The 15,069-nt window shown below is 72.0% G+C and carries 14 protein-coding genes; 7 read left to right on the top strand and 7 right to left on the bottom strand.

Translation table 11 applies throughout. The features are described from left to right. Nucleotides 1-155 precede the first annotated feature (155 nt). Nucleotides 156-545, bottom strand: a complete 390-nt coding sequence (locus tag NYO98_RS18025) for a DUF6069 family protein (RefSeq protein WP_268113136.1) — start codon at nt 543-545, stop codon at nt 156-158. Continuing rightward, nucleotides 542-1,555, bottom strand: a complete 1,014-nt coding sequence (locus NYO98_RS18020) for an RNA polymerase subunit sigma-70 (protein WP_268113135.1) — start codon at nt 1,553-1,555, stop codon at nt 542-544. Before NYO98_RS18020 ends, NYO98_RS18025 begins: the two co-directional genes overlap by 4 nt. A 188-nt stretch (nt 1,556-1,743) precedes the next feature. On the opposite strand from NYO98_RS18020, the gene NYO98_RS18015 reads away from it, so the two are divergent. From NYO98_RS18015 to NYO98_RS18005, 3 genes are read left to right on the top strand one after another with little or no spacing between them, the layout of a single operon-like run. Further along, entirely contained in the window at nt 1,744-2,307 is a 564-nt protein-coding gene (locus NYO98_RS18015; protein ID WP_268113134.1) for a hypothetical protein, read from the top strand. A 14-nt stretch (nt 2,308-2,321) separates the two neighbouring features. Further along, nucleotides 2,322-2,888 (top strand): hypothetical protein, encoded by a 567-nt coding sequence (locus NYO98_RS18010; protein ID WP_268113133.1) that lies wholly within the window; start codon nt 2,322-2,324, stop codon nt 2,886-2,888. Then, nucleotides 2,779-3,375, top strand: a complete 597-nt coding sequence (locus NYO98_RS18005) for a hypothetical protein (protein ID WP_268113132.1) — start codon at nt 2,779-2,781, stop codon at nt 3,373-3,375. Before NYO98_RS18010 ends, NYO98_RS18005 begins: the two co-directional genes overlap by 110 nt. A 6-nt stretch (nt 3,376-3,381) precedes the next feature. Here NYO98_RS18005 and NYO98_RS18000 read toward each other — a convergent pair whose 3' ends face one another. Then, the gene (locus NYO98_RS18000; protein ID WP_268113131.1) at nt 3,382-4,206 is read right to left on the bottom strand and encodes an META domain-containing protein; all 825 of its coding nucleotides are present in this window, start codon (nt 4,204-4,206) and stop codon (nt 3,382-3,384) included. 180 nt (nt 4,207-4,386) lie between these two features. Here NYO98_RS18000 and NYO98_RS17995 point away from each other — a divergent pair, with 180 nt between their 5' ends. From NYO98_RS17995 to NYO98_RS17985, 3 genes are read left to right on the top strand one after another with little or no spacing between them, the layout of a single operon-like run. After that, the gene (locus tag NYO98_RS17995; protein WP_268113129.1) at nt 4,387-5,853 is read left to right on the top strand and encodes a basic amino acid/polyamine antiporter; all 1,467 of its coding nucleotides are present in this window, start codon (nt 4,387-4,389) and stop codon (nt 5,851-5,853) included. A 24-nt stretch (nt 5,854-5,877) separates the two neighbouring features. Continuing rightward, complete coding sequence (locus NYO98_RS17990; protein WP_268113128.1) at nt 5,878-7,158, top strand: arginine deiminase; 1,281 nt, start codon at nt 5,878-5,880, stop codon at nt 7,156-7,158. 11 nt (nt 7,159-7,169) lie between these two features. Next, nucleotides 7,170-8,834: an alpha/beta hydrolase gene (locus NYO98_RS17985; RefSeq protein ID WP_268113127.1), complete on the top strand. Its 1,665-nt coding sequence runs from the start codon at nt 7,170-7,172 to the stop codon at nt 8,832-8,834. On the opposite strand, the gene NYO98_RS17980 is transcribed toward NYO98_RS17985, so the two are convergent. The 4 genes from NYO98_RS17980 to dnaB form a co-directional block, all read right to left on the bottom strand. Then, nucleotides 8,794-9,654, bottom strand: a complete 861-nt coding sequence (locus NYO98_RS17980) for a CPBP family intramembrane glutamic endopeptidase (protein ID WP_268113126.1) — start codon at nt 9,652-9,654, stop codon at nt 8,794-8,796. The two genes, NYO98_RS17985 and NYO98_RS17980, sit on opposite strands and share 41 nt — an antisense overlap. A 111-nt stretch (nt 9,655-9,765) precedes the next feature. Continuing rightward, complete coding sequence (locus NYO98_RS17975) at nt 9,766-10,425, bottom strand: response regulator transcription factor (RefSeq protein ID WP_268113125.1); 660 nt, start codon at nt 10,423-10,425, stop codon at nt 9,766-9,768. Next, nucleotides 10,422-11,645 carry a sensor histidine kinase gene (locus tag NYO98_RS17970; RefSeq protein WP_268113123.1) on the bottom strand — a complete coding sequence of 408 codons (1,224 nt, stop codon included), beginning with the start codon at nt 11,643-11,645 and terminating at the stop codon, nt 10,422-10,424. The genes NYO98_RS17975 and NYO98_RS17970 overlap by 4 nt, the downstream gene beginning before the upstream one ends. A 108-nt stretch (nt 11,646-11,753) precedes the next feature. Further along, a complete protein-coding gene (dnaB, locus tag NYO98_RS17965; protein ID WP_268113122.1) occupies nt 11,754-13,157 on the bottom strand; it encodes a replicative DNA helicase in 1,404 nt (467 codons plus the stop codon). A gap of 535 nt (nt 13,158-13,692) precedes the next feature. Here dnaB and NYO98_RS17960 point away from each other — a divergent pair. Beyond that, a complete protein-coding gene (locus tag NYO98_RS17960; protein ID WP_268113121.1) occupies nt 13,693-15,030 on the top strand; it encodes an MATE family efflux transporter in 1,338 nt (445 codons plus the stop codon). Nucleotides 15,031-15,069 lie beyond the last annotated feature (39 nt).

Below are 15,069 nucleotides of genomic sequence, written 5' to 3'. Positions count from 1 at the left end.
TCGAGACGGTAGCCATCGCGAGAGGGTGGTCGGCTCACCCCCAGGGGTCGGTGTGACGCACCACTCGCGGCCCGGGCGACGCTGGGCAGGTCGCCGTCTCGCCGCCTCACCCCGCCGGGTCAGTGCGCGACCGGCGCTGACGCCGGTCGTCCGGGTCAGGCCGGGGCGCGGAGGGTCCGCGCCACCGCCGGCACGACGACCGCCGCGGCCAGCAGGTGCAGCACGACGAGGGTCACCGCCGTGGCCGCGTCGGCGGCCGCGAGGAAGGGCGGCACCAGCGACACCGCGGTCAGCACGACCGTGGTGCGCAGCCACCACTGCACGGGGCTGTGGCTCCACCGCGACAGCGCCGCGGCGACGAGCACGCCGAGCACCGAGAGCACGACGGTGACGAAGGCGATGCCCGACACCGGGATCGCCCCGCCTCCCGAGACCTCGAGGTCGACGCCGGCGGCCCGGGCGAGGGCCGCGACGACGGCGTTGAGGGCGGCGGCCGCCAGCGCGGCGCCCAGCCCGGTGACGGCGAGCCGCCTCCCGCGGCTCATCGGTCAACCCCCTCGGACGGGAGTCGCTCGGGCAGCCCCAGCGAGCCGAACCGGTCGGCGCCGAAGATGGTGACCTCGGTGACCTCCTCGCCCGAGATCCGCAGCACGTCGATCGTGAGCGGCAGGTGTGCGCCCTGCTCCTCGTCCCAGCGGTAGTAGGCGACCGCGGGCTGGCGGTTGACCGCCGTCGGCACCGCCCGGAGGCCGGTCATCTCCGGGAAGCCGTTGGCCGTCCAGTCCGCGACGACCGCGTCCCGGCCGACGAGCAGGCCCTCCCACGGCGGCATCGAGTAGCGGACGTCGTGGCGCAGCATGGTGGCGACCGTGTCGATGTCGGCGGCCACGCTGGCGTCGGTGAAGCGGCGTACGAGGTCGCGGTTCTCGACGTCGGCGTCGTCGCCGGTCCACTCCTGCCGCTCGCTGGGCAGGTGCTCGCGCATCCCCGCCCGGGCTCGCTGGAGCGCGCTGTTGACCGAGTTCACCGAGTCGCCGAGCAGGGCGGCGACGTCCTTGGCCGGCCACCCCATGACGTCGCGCAGGATCAGCGCGGCACGGGGTCGCGGGGCGAGGTGCTGCACCGCGACGACGTACGCCAGCTCGATGGTCTCCCGCGCGAGGGCCCTGCTCTCCGGGCCGTCGGCACCGTCGGCGGGCAGCTCGTCGAGGAGGCTGTCGGGGTAGGGCTGCAGCCACATCGCCTCACCGCCGCTGGCCGGCTCGGGTCGGCGTCGCGCGAGCAGGTCGAGGCAGGTGTTGGTGGCGATGCGGTAGAGCCAGGCCCGCACCGACGAGCGCCCCTCGTACGTCTCCCGGGCGCGCCACGCCTTGAGGAACGTCTCCTGCACCGCGTCCTCGGCGTCCTGGAACGACGCCAGCATCCGGTAGCAGTGGACGTGGAGCTCGCGGCGGTGCCGTTCGGCGAGGTCGGCGAACCCGCCCTCGTCCATGTCCGCGAGCGAGCCCATGACGACCTCCTCCCCCGTTCGCTCCGTGCACGTGTCGATGGTCATCGCTCATCCTTCCGTCCGTCGTGTCCTGTCGCCATGTGTGACGGAGGTAGGCGCCCGAACTCATCACTCGGGCTGGAGCTGTCCAGGATCCGGCGCGGTGACACCGGCGGCCCCTCGTGCGTCCATCGGCGTCGTGTCGCCCGCTTCGGGTGATCCTCTCGGGGCCGCGCGGCCGGGACGATCGCTCGATGGAGGCACTGGTGCTGGTCCTCGTCGGCGTGCTGCTCGCGGTCGGGGGCATCTGGTCGATCCGCCTCGTGCTGGTCTGCGCCGGGGCCGGTGCCGCCTGGCTGGTCGCCGACGCCTTCGGGGCGGGACTCGGCACCGCGGCGCTGATCGCGGGGGCCAGCGGCCTGCTCGCCCTGCTCGTCGGCGTACTCGCAGCGCGCGTGCTCTTCTTCGTCGTGGGGCTGGTGGTGGGTGCCGTCGTCGGGGCGCGCCTCTTCACCATCCTCGACACCGGTGATGCGAGCGTCCTGCTGGCCGTCGTCTTCGTGCCCGCCGTCGCCGTCGTCGGCGGGGTGGCCCTCGAGCGCTGGCGGGAGCGGCTGGTCGGGTGGGTGACCGCCATCGGCGGCTCCGCCCTCGTCCTCGCCGGCCTGGGTCGCGTCGACTCCGACGTCCGGGTCGTCAGCGACCCGGCGGGCTACGGCGAGCAGGCGATCTCCGTCGCCGCCTGGGTCGGGCTCGCGGTCCTGGCGCGCATCGTCCAGAAGAGGCTGGGCGGGTCACGCCGCGGCAGCTCGTCGTGACCCCGGACGGGTCCATGACCCACGGCCCGACCCCCGCGACACCCGCCGAGCCGGCCGGGCGCCGTCGCCCCCCGTGGCTCCGGCCGGTGGTCGTCGTGGTCATCGTCCTGGTCTGCGGCTGGCTGGCCTCCACGTTCCTGGGTGCCATCGACTGGTCGTCGGTGGCAGAGGCGCTCGGCAGGCTGACGGCCTGGGAGGTGCTCGCGCTCGTGGCGGTGCTGCTCGTGCGCCAGACGCTCAACGCCCTCCCGCTCGCGCTGTTCATCGACGGCCTCGGCGCTGCACGCGCGCTGCTCAGCGACCTCGTCGCGTCGGTCACGGCCGTCGTGGCGCCGCCGCCGGGCGACATGGTCGTGCGCGTGGCCATGTTCCGCGGCTGGGGGATCGAGGCCTCGCGGGGACTCGCCCGGGGCCACGATGAACATGGTCGTCTTCTACGTGAACAGGTTCGCCGCTCCTCTCATCGGCCTTGTGGTCCTGACGGTCCTGGGCAGTGGCACGTCGCAGGTGGCCGGCGCCCTGGTGAGCGTGGCGATCGCGGTCGCGCTCGCCGTGCTCGTCTCGCTCGCCGTGCGTCGTGAGCAGTTCGCCGCCCGCCTGGGGAGGAGGGCCGCGACCATCGTGCGGCGCATGCGCTCCTCGGTCGACCCCGAGTCGTGGGTCCGCTCCTCGACCGGGTTCCAGCAGCACATCGTGGCCGACTACCACCGTGCCTTCCCGCGGTCCCTGGTCGCCCTGAGCGCGATGGTGCTCTCGGACGCCTGCGTCCTGCTGCTGGCCATGCGATTCGTCGGCGTCCCCGCGGAGGCGGTGCCGGCGTACGAGGTCATCGGCGTCTTCTTCCTGGCCTACCCCCTCACGCTGCCGCCGATGATGGGACTGGGCATCTACGACGTGGTCCTGCTCGGGGCGTTCATGGAGGTCGGCGGAGACGCGCTCGAGCCCGAGCTGGTCGCGGCGCTCACCGTGTGGCGCGCCGTGACCATCCTGGGCCCGGTCGTGCTCGGTGGGATCGTGGCCCTCGTGTGGCGACGCCGCCTGGGCGGGGGGACCGGGGACACGCCGTGACCCAGGTCAGCGGACCTCGAAGAAGAGTCCCTCGCCACCCTGGGTGACGACCAGGAGGTGGTCGTGGAGCTCGGCGGAGTCACTGGGGCCGTCGAGCAGCGCCAGGACGGCCCGCTCGGTCCGACGGGCCGGGCCCGTGCAGCGTCCGCGCTGGAGCGTGACGTTCGAGAAGACCAGTGCCGCCCCCTCGACCTGGACGGTGACGCGTCCGCTCCGGCAGCCGGTGAACAGCCGGGCGAGGCCGTCCGCCCCGACGTCCAGCCGCGGGCGCCGGGTGTCCACCGGCAGCCGGGACACGGCGCCGTCGGACACCGTGCCGATGGCGGTCCAGGTGCGCCCGAGCAGGCTCTCGAGGTCGTCGGGCGCCTCCGTCGCGAGCTCGATCGTGACACCGCCGCCCTGCAGCGTCAGGTCGTTTCCCTCGACCGTGGCGTCGACCCCGGCGCCGAACAGCTCGGTGAGCCACCGGTCCTGCTCCACGAGGTCCGACTCGCACATCATCATCGTCGCGGCCGGCTCGGACGCCCACGCGATGGTCGTGCCGTCGACCTCGAAGGGCCCGAACAGGGTGTTGCACCCGGCCCAGACCGACATGGTGTCGTCCTCGAACCCGACCTGGACGGTCGTCCCCTCCACCAGCTCGGCGCCCTCGACGGAGGTCGAGGCGTACGTCGCCCCGTCGAGCGCGGCGGCGTCGATCGTCGTGGCAGCCGGCGTCGAGGACGTCGAGGGCGAGTCGCCGTCATCGGAGTCCGCACACGCGCCCAGCGCGCAAACGAACAGCAGCACCGCGCCACCGCGTACGACCGAGGCCCAGCCCTGGTGACGCACGTCCCCCGGCTCCTCTCCGCAGGTCGGTCCGGTCCGGTGCCGAGTCTGCGCACGACACGGCGGCGGTGGCCTCCCCCGCAGCGGGGGACCCGCTCGGCGGGGGTTGCGTCGGAGGATCAGGCCCATGCGCGTCTCGGCGAACACGTCCGGCCGGTCGGCCGCAGCTGCCGGGGGGACGACATGAGCACACCCGAGCCGGCACCGGCCGCTGCCACGGAGAGCAGCCCCGTCCAGAAGATGACGCTGCCGACCCTCACCGCCATGGTGATCGGCGGCATGGTCGGAGCGGGCGTGTTCTCCCTGCCGGCACGCTTCGGTGTCGCCACCGGCATCCTCGGGTCGCTGATCGCGTGGGCGATCGCCGGCACCGGCATGCTGATGCTGGCCTTCGTCTTCCAGAACCTCGCGCTCCGCAAGCCCCAGCTGGACTCGGGTGTCTTCATCTACGCCAAGGCCGGGTTCGGCGACTACGCCGGCTTCAACTCCGCCATCGGCTTCTGGGCCAGCACCGTCGCGGGCAATGCCTTCTACTGGGTGTTCATCACCGCGACGCTGGGGGCGTTCTTCGACAGCTTCGGCGACGGCGACACCGTGGTGGCGCTCGCGCTGTCGACGGCGGGCGTCTGGTTGTTCCACGTGCTGATCGCCCGCGGCGTGCGAGACGCTGCGGTGATCAACCGCATCGTCACGATCTTCAAGATCCTGCCGATCCTGGTGTTCATCGTGGTGCTCCTGGTGAACCTCGATGCCGGCGTCTTCGCCGACAACTGGACCGCCTACGGCTACGGCGACCTGGGATCCCTGGACGAGCAGGTGCGCAACACGATGATCATCACGACGTTCGTGTTCATCGGCATCGAGGGGGCGAGCGTCTACTCGCGCTACGCGCAGAAGCGCGAGGACGTGGGCCGGGCGACCGTCATGGGCTTCCTCAGCGTGCTGTCGATCTTCTCGCTCGTCACGCTCTCGAGCTACGCCGTCCTGCCCCAGCCGGAGATCGCCGACACCCGACAGCCGTCGATGGTCGGCCTGTTCGCCCACGTCGTCGGGGACTGGGGCGAGACGTTCATCAGCATCGGGGTGATCGTGTCGGTCCTGGGCGCCTACCTCGCGTGGACGTTGATGGCGGCCGAGGTGATGTACATCCCCGCGCGCAACGACGACCTCCCCGCCTTCCTGGGTCGCGAGAACGACAGCGGCACGCCGATCACGGCGCTCGTGGTCACCTCGATCGCGGTCCAGTCCGTCCTGCTCCTGACGCTCGTGGTGACCGACGCGCTGAACTTCCTCCTCGACCTGGCCACGAGCCTGGCCCTGCTGCCCTACTTCCTGGCTGCGGCGTACTCGTTGAAGCTGGCCCTGACCGGGGAGTCCTACGAGGGCGAGGAGCCGCGAATCAAGCGCCGGGAGGGGGTCGTCGCGGGGGCGGCCACGGTCTACACGCTCTTCCTCTTCGACGCCGCCGGCCTCGAGTTCCTGCTGCTGTCCGCGGTGCTCCTCGCACCGGCGTCGCTGCTCTACGTCAAGGCGCGCAGCGAGCGCGGCCGGCGCATCTTCACCCCGGCCGAGATCGGCCTCTTCGTCGTCATCGTGGTCGCCGGCGTCGCCGGCGTCGTCGGCCTGTGGACCGGTCGCATCACCCTTTGAACACCCCATGGAAGGAACCGCGCAATGACCACACCGCAGACGCCGGGGTCCGGCGGCGAGGCAGCCGCCGGGCAGCACGGCGTGCACTCCGAGGTCGGCCGGCTGCGCAAGGTCCTCGTGTGCTCACCGGGCCTCGCGCACCGCCGGCTCACGCCGACCAACTCCGACTCGCTCCTCTTCGACGACGTCATGTGGGTCGACAACGCGGAGAAGGACCACGCGGACTTCGTGTCGGCGCTGGAGGAGCGCGGCGTGGAGGTGGTCGAGCTGCACGACCTCCTGGCGCAGACGATGGCGGTGCCGGGCGCGAAGGACTGGCTGCTCGAGCGGAAGATCACCCAGAACCAGGTGGGCTACGGCCTCGTCGACGAGACGCGCGCCTACCTGTCCACCCTGGACGAGGCCCGGCTCGCGGAGCTGCTGGTCGGGGGACTCGCCACCACCGACCTCCCCGACGACTTCCGGTCCGGCTTCGTCGCCCTGGCGCGGGAGTCGACGGGCGCCAGGGACTACCTGATGCAGCCGCTGCCCAACACGCTCTACACCCGCGACACCACGTGCTGGCTCTACGGCGGCCTGACCATGAACCCGCTCTACTGGCCGGCCCGGCACGACGAGACGCTGCTCTACAAGGCGATCTACGAGTTCCACCCCGACTACGCCGGATCGACCGTGTGGTGGGGCGACCCTGAGCTCGACTGGGGGCTGGCGACCATCGAGGGCGGCGACGTCATGCCGATCGGCAACGCGACCGTCCTGGTCGGGATGAGCGAGCGGACCTCACGCCAGGCCATCACCCAGGTCGCGCGGGCGCTGTTCGAGCAGGGAGCCGCCGAGCGGGTGGTCGTCGCCGGGATGCCGAAGCTGCGCGCCGCGATGCACCTCGACACCGTCTTCACCTTCGCCGACCGCGACGTCGTCACGTACTTCCCGGGCATCGTGGACGGCATCCACTCCTTCTCCCTCCGCCCGGGGGACAACGCGCACGGGATCGAGGTCACCGACGAGGGCGACCGCGCGTTCGTCGACGTCGTCGCCGAGGCGTTGGGGCTCAGCGAGCTCCGAGCCCTCGAGACCGGTGGCGACGTCTACGCCTCCGAGCGGCAGCAGTGGGACAGCGGCAACAACGCCGTCGCCGTGGAGCCGGGCGTGGTGTTCACCTATGACCGCAACACCTACACCAACGCACTGCTGCGCGACGCGGGTGTCGAGGTGATCCCGATCGTCGGTGCGGAGCTGGGCCGCGGTCGAGGCGGCGGCCACTGCATGACCTGCCCCATCGCACGCGACCCGGTCGACTACTGAACGCCGGCGAGGTGGGCGCCGTACCCGGGTGGGCCGAGCGGCTGGTGGGGCCGGTCCGCCGCTCCCGCCTGCTCCCGGCGGGGCTGGCGTTCGCGATCGTGCTCGCCTGCCTCTCCCTGACCCCGTCCCTGCTCCCGCGGTCCCCGCTGGCGCAGGGCGCGGTCACCGGCACGGCCGCGGCCTCGGGCTACGGCTTCGGGGTCTTCGTCGCCTGGTGCTGGCGGGGGCTGCGCGACCGCCCCCGCGAGCCGTGGCCGGACCTGGCTCGCTCGGTCCTCCTCGTGGGAGGGGTCGCGGCCCTGGCCACGAGCCTCGCCGTGGGTGTCCGGTGGCAGGACGAGGCGCACGAGCTCGCCGGGACGGAGTCGACGCCCGTCGCGTTCGTGCTCCTGGTCCCACCGGTGGCGCTGGTCGTGGCCGCGCTCCTCCTCGCCCTGGCGCGCGGCGCCCGAGCCCTCGCCCGACGGGTGGCCCGGTTGCTCGAGCGGCGCCTCAGGCCCTCGGTCGCCCGGGTGCTGGGGGTCGTGTCGGTGGGCTTCCTGGCGTGGGCGCTGCTCAGCGGCGTGGCCGCCGACGCGGGCCTGCGCGCCCTCGACGCGTCGTTCGCCCTCGGGGACCTCGAGACGCCGGACGGCGTCGACCGCCCGTCGACGCCGCTGCGGTCGGGGAGCCCGGAGTCGCTGGTCGACTGGGACGAGCTCGGCCGGGAGGGGCGGACCTTCGTGGCAAGGGGCCCGTCGAGCGAGGACATCACCGAGCTGACGGACCGCCCGTCGATGGAGCCGATCCGCATCTTCACGGGGCTCGCCAACGCCGACGACACCGAGCAGCAGGCCGCGCTCGCGGTGGCCGACCTCGAGCGGGCCGGCGGCTTCGAGCGGCAGCACCTCCTCGTGGTCACCACCACCGGGACCGGCTGGGTCGAGCCGAGTGCGGCCAGCGGCTTCGAGTACGTCACCGGTGGGGACTCCGCGATCGTCGGCATGCAGTACTCCCACCTGCCCTCCTGGCTGTCCTTCGTCGTCGACTCGGCCCGCGCCCGCGACGCCGGGAGGGCGTTGTTCGACGCCGTCTACGCGCGCTGGTCCAGCCTGCCGTTCGACGAGCGGCCGGAGCTCTACGTGTTCGGCGAGAGCCTCGGGTCGTTCGGCGCCGAGGCCGCCTTCAGCGGCGAGTTCGACCTCGACAACCGGACCTCGGGCGCGCTCCTGGTGGGTCCCCCCAACTTCAACCCGCTCTACCGCAGCTTCATCGAGGACCGCGACGCCGGCTCGCGCGAGGTCGAGCCCGTCTACCGCGAGGGACGGATCATCCGCTTCACCACCAAGGCCGAGCGTCCGCCACCGGAGGGCGAGCCGTGGCCGGGGAGCCGCGTGCTCTACCTGCAGCACGCGTCCGACCCGGTCACCTGGTGGAGCCCCGACCTGTTGCTGACCCGGCCCGACTGGCTCGAGGAGCCGCACGGCGACGACGTGCCCGGCGCGATGCGCTGGATCCCGTACGTCACCTTCCTGCAGGTGTCGGCCGACCTCGCCGCCGCCTTCTCGACCCAGCCCGCGCACGGGCACAACTTCTCCGGCGAGCACGCCGCCGGCTGGGTCAACTTGCTCCAGCCGGAGGGATGGACGCCGGACATCACCGAGCGGCTGCGACAGGAGCTCGCGCGCTACCCGTGACGACCGCGTCGGTGCCGGTGCGCCACACGCGGGCCCGGGCGAGGAGCAGCGCGCCCACCACGGCCACCGCCGCGAAGGTGGCGATGCCGCTCTCGTCGGCGACGTACGCCAGCCCCGCCTCGGACCTCGCCACGACCGCGGCCGCGCCGAGGGTGAACGCGGTGTTCACCGCACCGTGCGCCATCGCGACGGGCCAGACGCTGTGGGTGCGGTCCCACACGTAGGCGTAGAAGACCCCGCCCATGGTGATCGTGGCGACCACGACCGGTGCCACCAGCCACCGGCTGCCGTGCTGGTCGTAGGTCGTGGCGACCAGGATCAGCGGCAGGTGGAAGCAGCCGTGGATGAAGCCGGTGACGAGGGCGGCCCGACGACGGCTGGTGAGCTGCTGGATCCTCGGCAGCAGGTAGGCGCGCCAGCCGAGCTCCTCGGCCAGGAAGAGGACGGTCATCGAGGCCAGCATCGTCGCGAGGTTCGCGCTCCAGAGCGCGACACCCGACGACGTCAGGTCGATCTCCCGCAGGTCCGCGACGTCCAGCACCAGCGCCGCGGCGTACGCGCTGCCGGCGAGGAGCATGGGGACCACCAGCGCGAACGGCCAGAGCCGCTTGCCCGAGCGGTTCAGCCCGAACTCGCTCCACAGGGCCCGTCGCCTGCCGCGGGGGGTGACGGTGAAGGTGATGATGACCAGGGCCGTGACGGGCGCGAACGCGCTGAGGAGCACGTTGATGCCGGCGTGGGGCATCGCGACGGCGATGCCGATGGCGAGGGTGAAGGCGAGCACGAGGTAGGTCGTGGCCTCGCGAAGTGGTCGTGACATGGGATCCTCCGATGGCTGTCCGGCCTGTCTGGCCGTTCCACCAACCTCGCCGCCGCGGAGGGTGCCGCACATCTGTCCGAGGACCTCGCGGGTCGGGACCCGGGGCAGAGGTCATCGGCTCCCGGGGACGGTCAGCCCCGACTCGTAGGCATGCATCACCAGCTGCGCGCGGTCCCGGCACCCGAGCTTGGTGAGCAGGTGGCTCACGTGGGTCTTCACGGTGCCGTAGCCCATGTGCAGCGAGTCGGCGATCTCCTGGTTCGACAGGCCGGACGACACGGCGACGAGCACCTCGCGCTCACGATCGGTCAGGCCGTCGTCGGTCGAGGCGACCGGCCGGCTCGGCAGCGTCGCGAACTGCTCGATCAATCGACGCGTGACCGATGGCGCGAGCAGCGCGTCACCCGCCGCCACGACGGAGACGGCATCCAGCAGCCGGGACGGCCTGGTGTCCTTGAGCAGGAAGCCGCTCGCACCGGCACGCAGCGCCTCGTGGACGAGCGCATCCTCGTCGAACGTCGTCAGCACCAGCACGTGCGTGCCGGCACATCGCGGGTCGGCCATGATCCGGCGAGTCGCCTCCAGGCCGTCCATCCTCGGCATGCGGACGTCCATCAGGACCACGTCGGGAGTCGTGCGGCGACACAGCTCCCATGCCCCGGCCCCGTCACCCGCCTCACCGACGACCTCGATGTCGGGGCTGGAGCCCAGGAGCACGACGAAACCGGAACGGACCAGCTCCTGGTCGTCGACGACCGCCACCCGGATCACGACGCCACCACCATCGACGAGGGCAGGTGCGCCGCCACCCGGAACCCGACCCCGCCGGGGGCGCCGTACTCGAGGGTGCCGCCCAGCAGCCGGACCCGCTCACGCAGGCCCGTGAGGCCGTGCCCGCTCGAGACATCGGTGCCGGCCCGAGCCGGCGATCCCCCACGACCTCCGTCCGTGACCTCGACGTCGACCCCGTCGTCGACATACGCCACCGTGACCCGCGCCAACTGCGCGCCGGAGTGCTTGAGCACGTTGGTCAGGGACTCCTGAACGATGCGGTAGGCGGTCAGCTCGATGGCGGTGTCGAGCGTGCGCACCGGACCGGTGACGGTCAGGACGACGTCGACGCCGGCCGCGCGCACGCCGCGCACGAGGTCCTCGAGCTCATCGATGCTCTGCAGCGGGGCGGCTGCCGGGTCGGCGTCGTCGGCCCGGAGCAGGCCCAGCATCGAGCGGGTCTGGGTCAGCGCGTCGCGGCTGGTCTCGGCGATGATCTCGAGCGCACGCTCGGCAGCGGCGACGTCACTGCGGATCACATGACCGCCGACGCCCGCCTGCACGGCGATCAGGGACATGCTGTGCGCGACGATGTCGTGCAGCTCGCGGGCGATCCGCAGCCGCTCCTCGACGACGGCGCGCGCCGCCAGCTCGCGGGCGGTGGCCGCCTCCTGCTCGGCGATCCGCAGCCGCTCCGACTGCTGGGTCCGGCGCGAGCGGATCGCGTCGCCGAGGGCCCACGCCGTGAGCAGCAGCGCGCACGCCTGGAGGAGGTCCGACGTGCCCAGGTCGGGGACGTCCAGGAGGGCGAGGCCGATGAAGACGAGCAGGCAGAGCACGAGGCCGGTCACGCCGTTCCTGCGTCGACTGTGTGCGGCGAGCGAGTAGAGGCTGAACAGCAGCAGCACCGAGAGCAGGCCGATGTAGTGGCCGGTGAGGGTCACGAGGAGGCAGCACGTGACGAACACGACGAACGCGGCCACCGGGCGCCGCCGACGCCAAGCGAGGGACAGTCCTGCCACGAGCGTGGCGGCCACCGAGAACGGGTCGGCGGGCTCGAGCCGCGCGTCGACGCTGCCCACGTCGGTGCCGAGCAACGACGCCACGGACAGTGCTGCCGCGGTCAGCCCGATCGCCAGGTCCAGGCAGGGCGACAGCCGACGGCCCAGCATGGCCCACGCTCCGTGGTCGTGCGCCTGCTCGGCCTCGCGACCCGTCATTCCCGCAGGCTACGCCTGTGCGACGGTCCGGACCTCTGCCTGCAGACGCACCCCTCTCTGTCCCGAGGCAGAGGAGGTGCGGCACGCAGCGACGGCAGCGAGAGCCGCTCAGCCCTGCGCCATGTCGACGAAACGGGAGTAGTGGCCCTGGAAGGCGACGGTGAGGTCGCGGGTGGGGCCGTTGCGGTGCTTGGCAACGATGAGGTCGGCCTCGCCGGGGCGGGTCGACTCCTTCTCGTAGACGTCGTCGCGGTGGAGCAGGATGACCATGTCGGCGTCCTGCTCGAGCGAGCCGGACTCACGCAGGTCGCTCATCATCGGGCGCTTGTCGCCACGCTGCTCGGGACCACGGTTGAGCTGCGACAGCGCGATGATGGGGCACTCGAGCTCCTTGGCGAGGAGCTTGATGTTGCGGGAGAACTCCGAGACCTCGAGCTGGCGGGACTCGACCTTCTTGCCCGAGCTCATCAGCTGCATGTAGTCGATGACGATGAGCTTGAGGTCGTGTCGCTGCTTGAGCCGGCGGGCCTTGGCGCGGATCTCCATCATCGTCATGTTGGGGCTGTCGTCGATGAACATCGGGGCGCCGGAGACCTGGCCCATCTTGCGGGCGAGCTTCTCCCAGTCGTCGTCGCGCATGGTGCCGTTGCGGATGTGGTTGAGCGGCACCTTCGCCTCCGCGGAGAGCAGGCGCATCATGATCTCCGAGCGCGTCATCTCGAGGCTGAAGAAGACGCTGGTGAGGTTGTTGTGGATCGACGCCGCCCGGCAGAAGTCGAGGGCGAGCGTACTTTTGCCCATGGCGGGACGCGCGGCCACGATGATCATCTGGCCGGAGTGGAGGCCGTTGGTGAGGTCGTCGAGGTCGGCGAAGCCGGTGGGCACGCCGTAGAGGCCGGCCTCGCGGTTGCCGATCGCCTCGATCTCGTCGAGGACGCCGCTCATGATGTCGCTCAGCGGGGCGTAGTCGACGGCCGCGCGGCGGTCGGTGACCTTGTAGACCTCGGCCTGCGCGTGGTCGACGACGTCGTCGATCTCGCCCTCGCCGGCGTAGCCGAGGGCGGCGATGCGGGTGCCCGCCTCGACCAAGCGGCGCAGGATCGCCTTGTCGCGCACGATCTCGGCGTAGTAGCCGGCGTTGGCCGCGATCGGGACGTTGGCCGACAGCGTGTGGAGGTAGGGGGCGCCGCCGATGCGCACCAGCTCGCCGCGCTTCTGCAGCTCGGCGGCCACCGTGATCGGGTCGGCCGGCTCGCCGCGGCCGTAGAGGTCGATGATCGCGTCGTGGATGACCTCGTGGGCGGGGCGGTAATAGTCGACGCCCTTGATGACGTCGACCACGTCGGCGATCGCGTCCTTCGACAGCAGCATCGAGCCGAGGACGCTCTGCTCCGCCGCGTTGTCCTGCGGAGGCGTCCGGTCACCCGCGGAGCGCGGCGAGTCACCCGGCTCGTAGGCCGCCGGTCCGTCGCCCCAGGCCTCGTCGGTGTCCCCCTCGAAGGTGACGCTCACCGGTGCTCCCTCCATCTCGCTCGGGTCCACTGACCACGACGTTAGGGACGACCACTGACATCGAGCCGACATCGCTGCCGGCTCCGCTCGCACCCGAGTCCACAGCAGTTCGGACTGCTGGTCCGCGCAGGACCGTACGTGCTCGCCACCCCTCGTGGGAAGCCGACGCCCCCAAGTTATCCACAGGCACTGTGGACAAGCTGGGCACACACGTGGACGACACGCTGGTGCAGGTGCACACACCGTGGAAGACCCTGTGGAGGAAGTCCGGGACTTCCCCTCCCCCACGCCTCTGACCTGCGCAAACGCATCCCACACCCTGTGGAGGCGAAATTGTTCGCTCATCCGCCCGTTCACCTGTCCGCCATCTGGAGGATGCCTGTTCCCCGGTGCCGCCCGCGCCTCGACCAGCATTGGACACGCGTCATCCACACGGCCATACACAGGTAGTCCCAACGAGCTATGTACGTCGGGCACACCCGTCGCTATGACGCCCCGGAATCGAGGAGATCTGCGGGGTTCCTAGGGTGAACCTGTGAAGGCCGACCACCGGGAGACAGACCGCGAGATCCTGCGACTGGCCGTCCCGGCATTCCTCGCCCTCGTCGCCGAGCCCCTCTTCCTGCTGTCCGACGCTGCCATCGTCGGCCACCTCGGCACCCCGGAGCTCGCCGGCCTCGGCGTCGCCGCGGTCGTGCTGCAGACGGTGGTCGGATTGTGCGTCTTCCTCGCCTACGGCACCACCGCCAGCGTCGCCCGCCACCTCGGTGCGGGCGACCTCCGGGCCGCCCTCGCCCAGGGCGTCGACGGCGTGTGGCTCGCCGTCATCATCGGCGTGGTCGCGACCGTCGGCGGCATCGCCCTCACCCCGACGCTCGTCGGGGTGTTCGACACCGGGGCCGAGGTGGCCGACCAGGCCGAGACCTACCTCTCCATCGCCTTCCTCGGGACCACCCCGCTGCTGGTCATGCTCGCCGCGACGGGCGTGCTGCGCGGCCTGCAGGACACGCGGACGCCGCTGCTGGTCGCGGTCGTCGGCAACGGGCTCAACATCCTCTTCAACGTCGTCCTCGTCTACGGCCTCGACCTCGGGATCGCCGGGTCGGCCATCGGGTCGGTCCTCGCCCAGGTGATCAGCGCGCTGTGGTTCCTCGTCGTCGTGGTCCGCGCCGCCCGCGAGCACGACGCCCCCCTGAGCCCGGACCGCGCGGGCATCGCCGCCGCCGCGCACGCCGCCGTCGCCCTCGTCGTCCGCACGCTCGCCCTGCGCGCCTGCCTGCTGGTCGGGACGTACGCCGTGACCCGGGTGGGGACCGGGGCCACGGACGTCAACGTCGCCACCCACCAGGTCGCGATCACCCTGTGGAGCTTCCTCGCCTTCGCGCTCGACGCCATCGCGATCGCCGCCCAGGCCCTCACCGGCCGCGCGCTGGGCGGCGGCGACGTCGACGGAACCCGCCGCCTCACCCGCCGGATGGTGCAGTGGGGCTGGGGCAGCGGCGTGGTCGCCGGGCTCGCGCTCGCCGCGGTGTCCCCGTTCATCGGCGCGCTCTTCACCACCGACCCCGCGGTGCGTGACCTCCTCGTGCCGGTGCTGCTCGTCGCCGCGGTCGGGCAGCCGGTCGCCGGCCTGGTGTTCGTCCTCGACGGGGTGCTCATCGGCGCCGGCGACGGCGCCTACCTCGCCTGGGCGGGCATCGTCGTGCTGGTGGCGTACGCGCCGGCCGCGCTCTGGGCGGCGACCCTCCCGAACGGGTTGGTCGCGGTCTGGGTCGCGATGACCGTCGTGTTCATGGGTGCCCGCGGCGTGCTGCTCTCGTGGCGCGCACGCAGCGACCGGTGGCTCGTGACCGGAGCGGCGTCCGCTCGTTGACCCCGTGAGGGCGCACGGGAGCGCGCCGGACACGAGGGA

Origin of the sequence: Nocardioides pini, from assembly GCF_026712185.1 — a bacterium.
GTDB lineage: Bacteria > Actinomycetota > Actinomycetes > Propionibacteriales > Nocardioidaceae > Nocardioides > Nocardioides pini.
This window is presented reverse-complemented; position numbering and strand designations above follow the sequence as displayed.

Bases quoted from the DNA above. Each gene is read 5' to 3' on its own strand.
- NYO98_RS18025 (WP_268113136.1), bottom strand. From the start codon at position 545: ATGAGCCGCGGGAGGCGGCTCGCCGTCACCGGGCTGGGCGCCGCGCTG.
- NYO98_RS18020 (WP_268113135.1), bottom strand. From the start codon at position 1,555: ATGACCATCGACACGTGCACGGAGCGAACGGGGGAGGAGGTCGTCATG.
- NYO98_RS18015 (WP_268113134.1), top strand. From the start codon at position 1,744: ATGGAGGCACTGGTGCTGGTCCTCGTCGGCGTGCTGCTCGCGGTCGGG.
- NYO98_RS18010 (WP_268113133.1), top strand. From the start codon at position 2,322: ATGACCCACGGCCCGACCCCCGCGACACCCGCCGAGCCGGCCGGGCGC.
- NYO98_RS17995 (WP_268113129.1), top strand. From the start codon at position 4,387: ATGAGCACACCCGAGCCGGCACCGGCCGCTGCCACGGAGAGCAGCCCC.
- NYO98_RS17990 (WP_268113128.1), top strand. From the start codon at position 5,878: ATGACCACACCGCAGACGCCGGGGTCCGGCGGCGAGGCAGCCGCCGGG.
- NYO98_RS17980 (WP_268113126.1), bottom strand. From the start codon at position 9,654: ATGTCACGACCACTTCGCGAGGCCACGACCTACCTCGTGCTCGCCTTC.
- NYO98_RS17970 (WP_268113123.1), bottom strand. From the start codon at position 11,645: ATGACGGGTCGCGAGGCCGAGCAGGCGCACGACCACGGAGCGTGGGCC.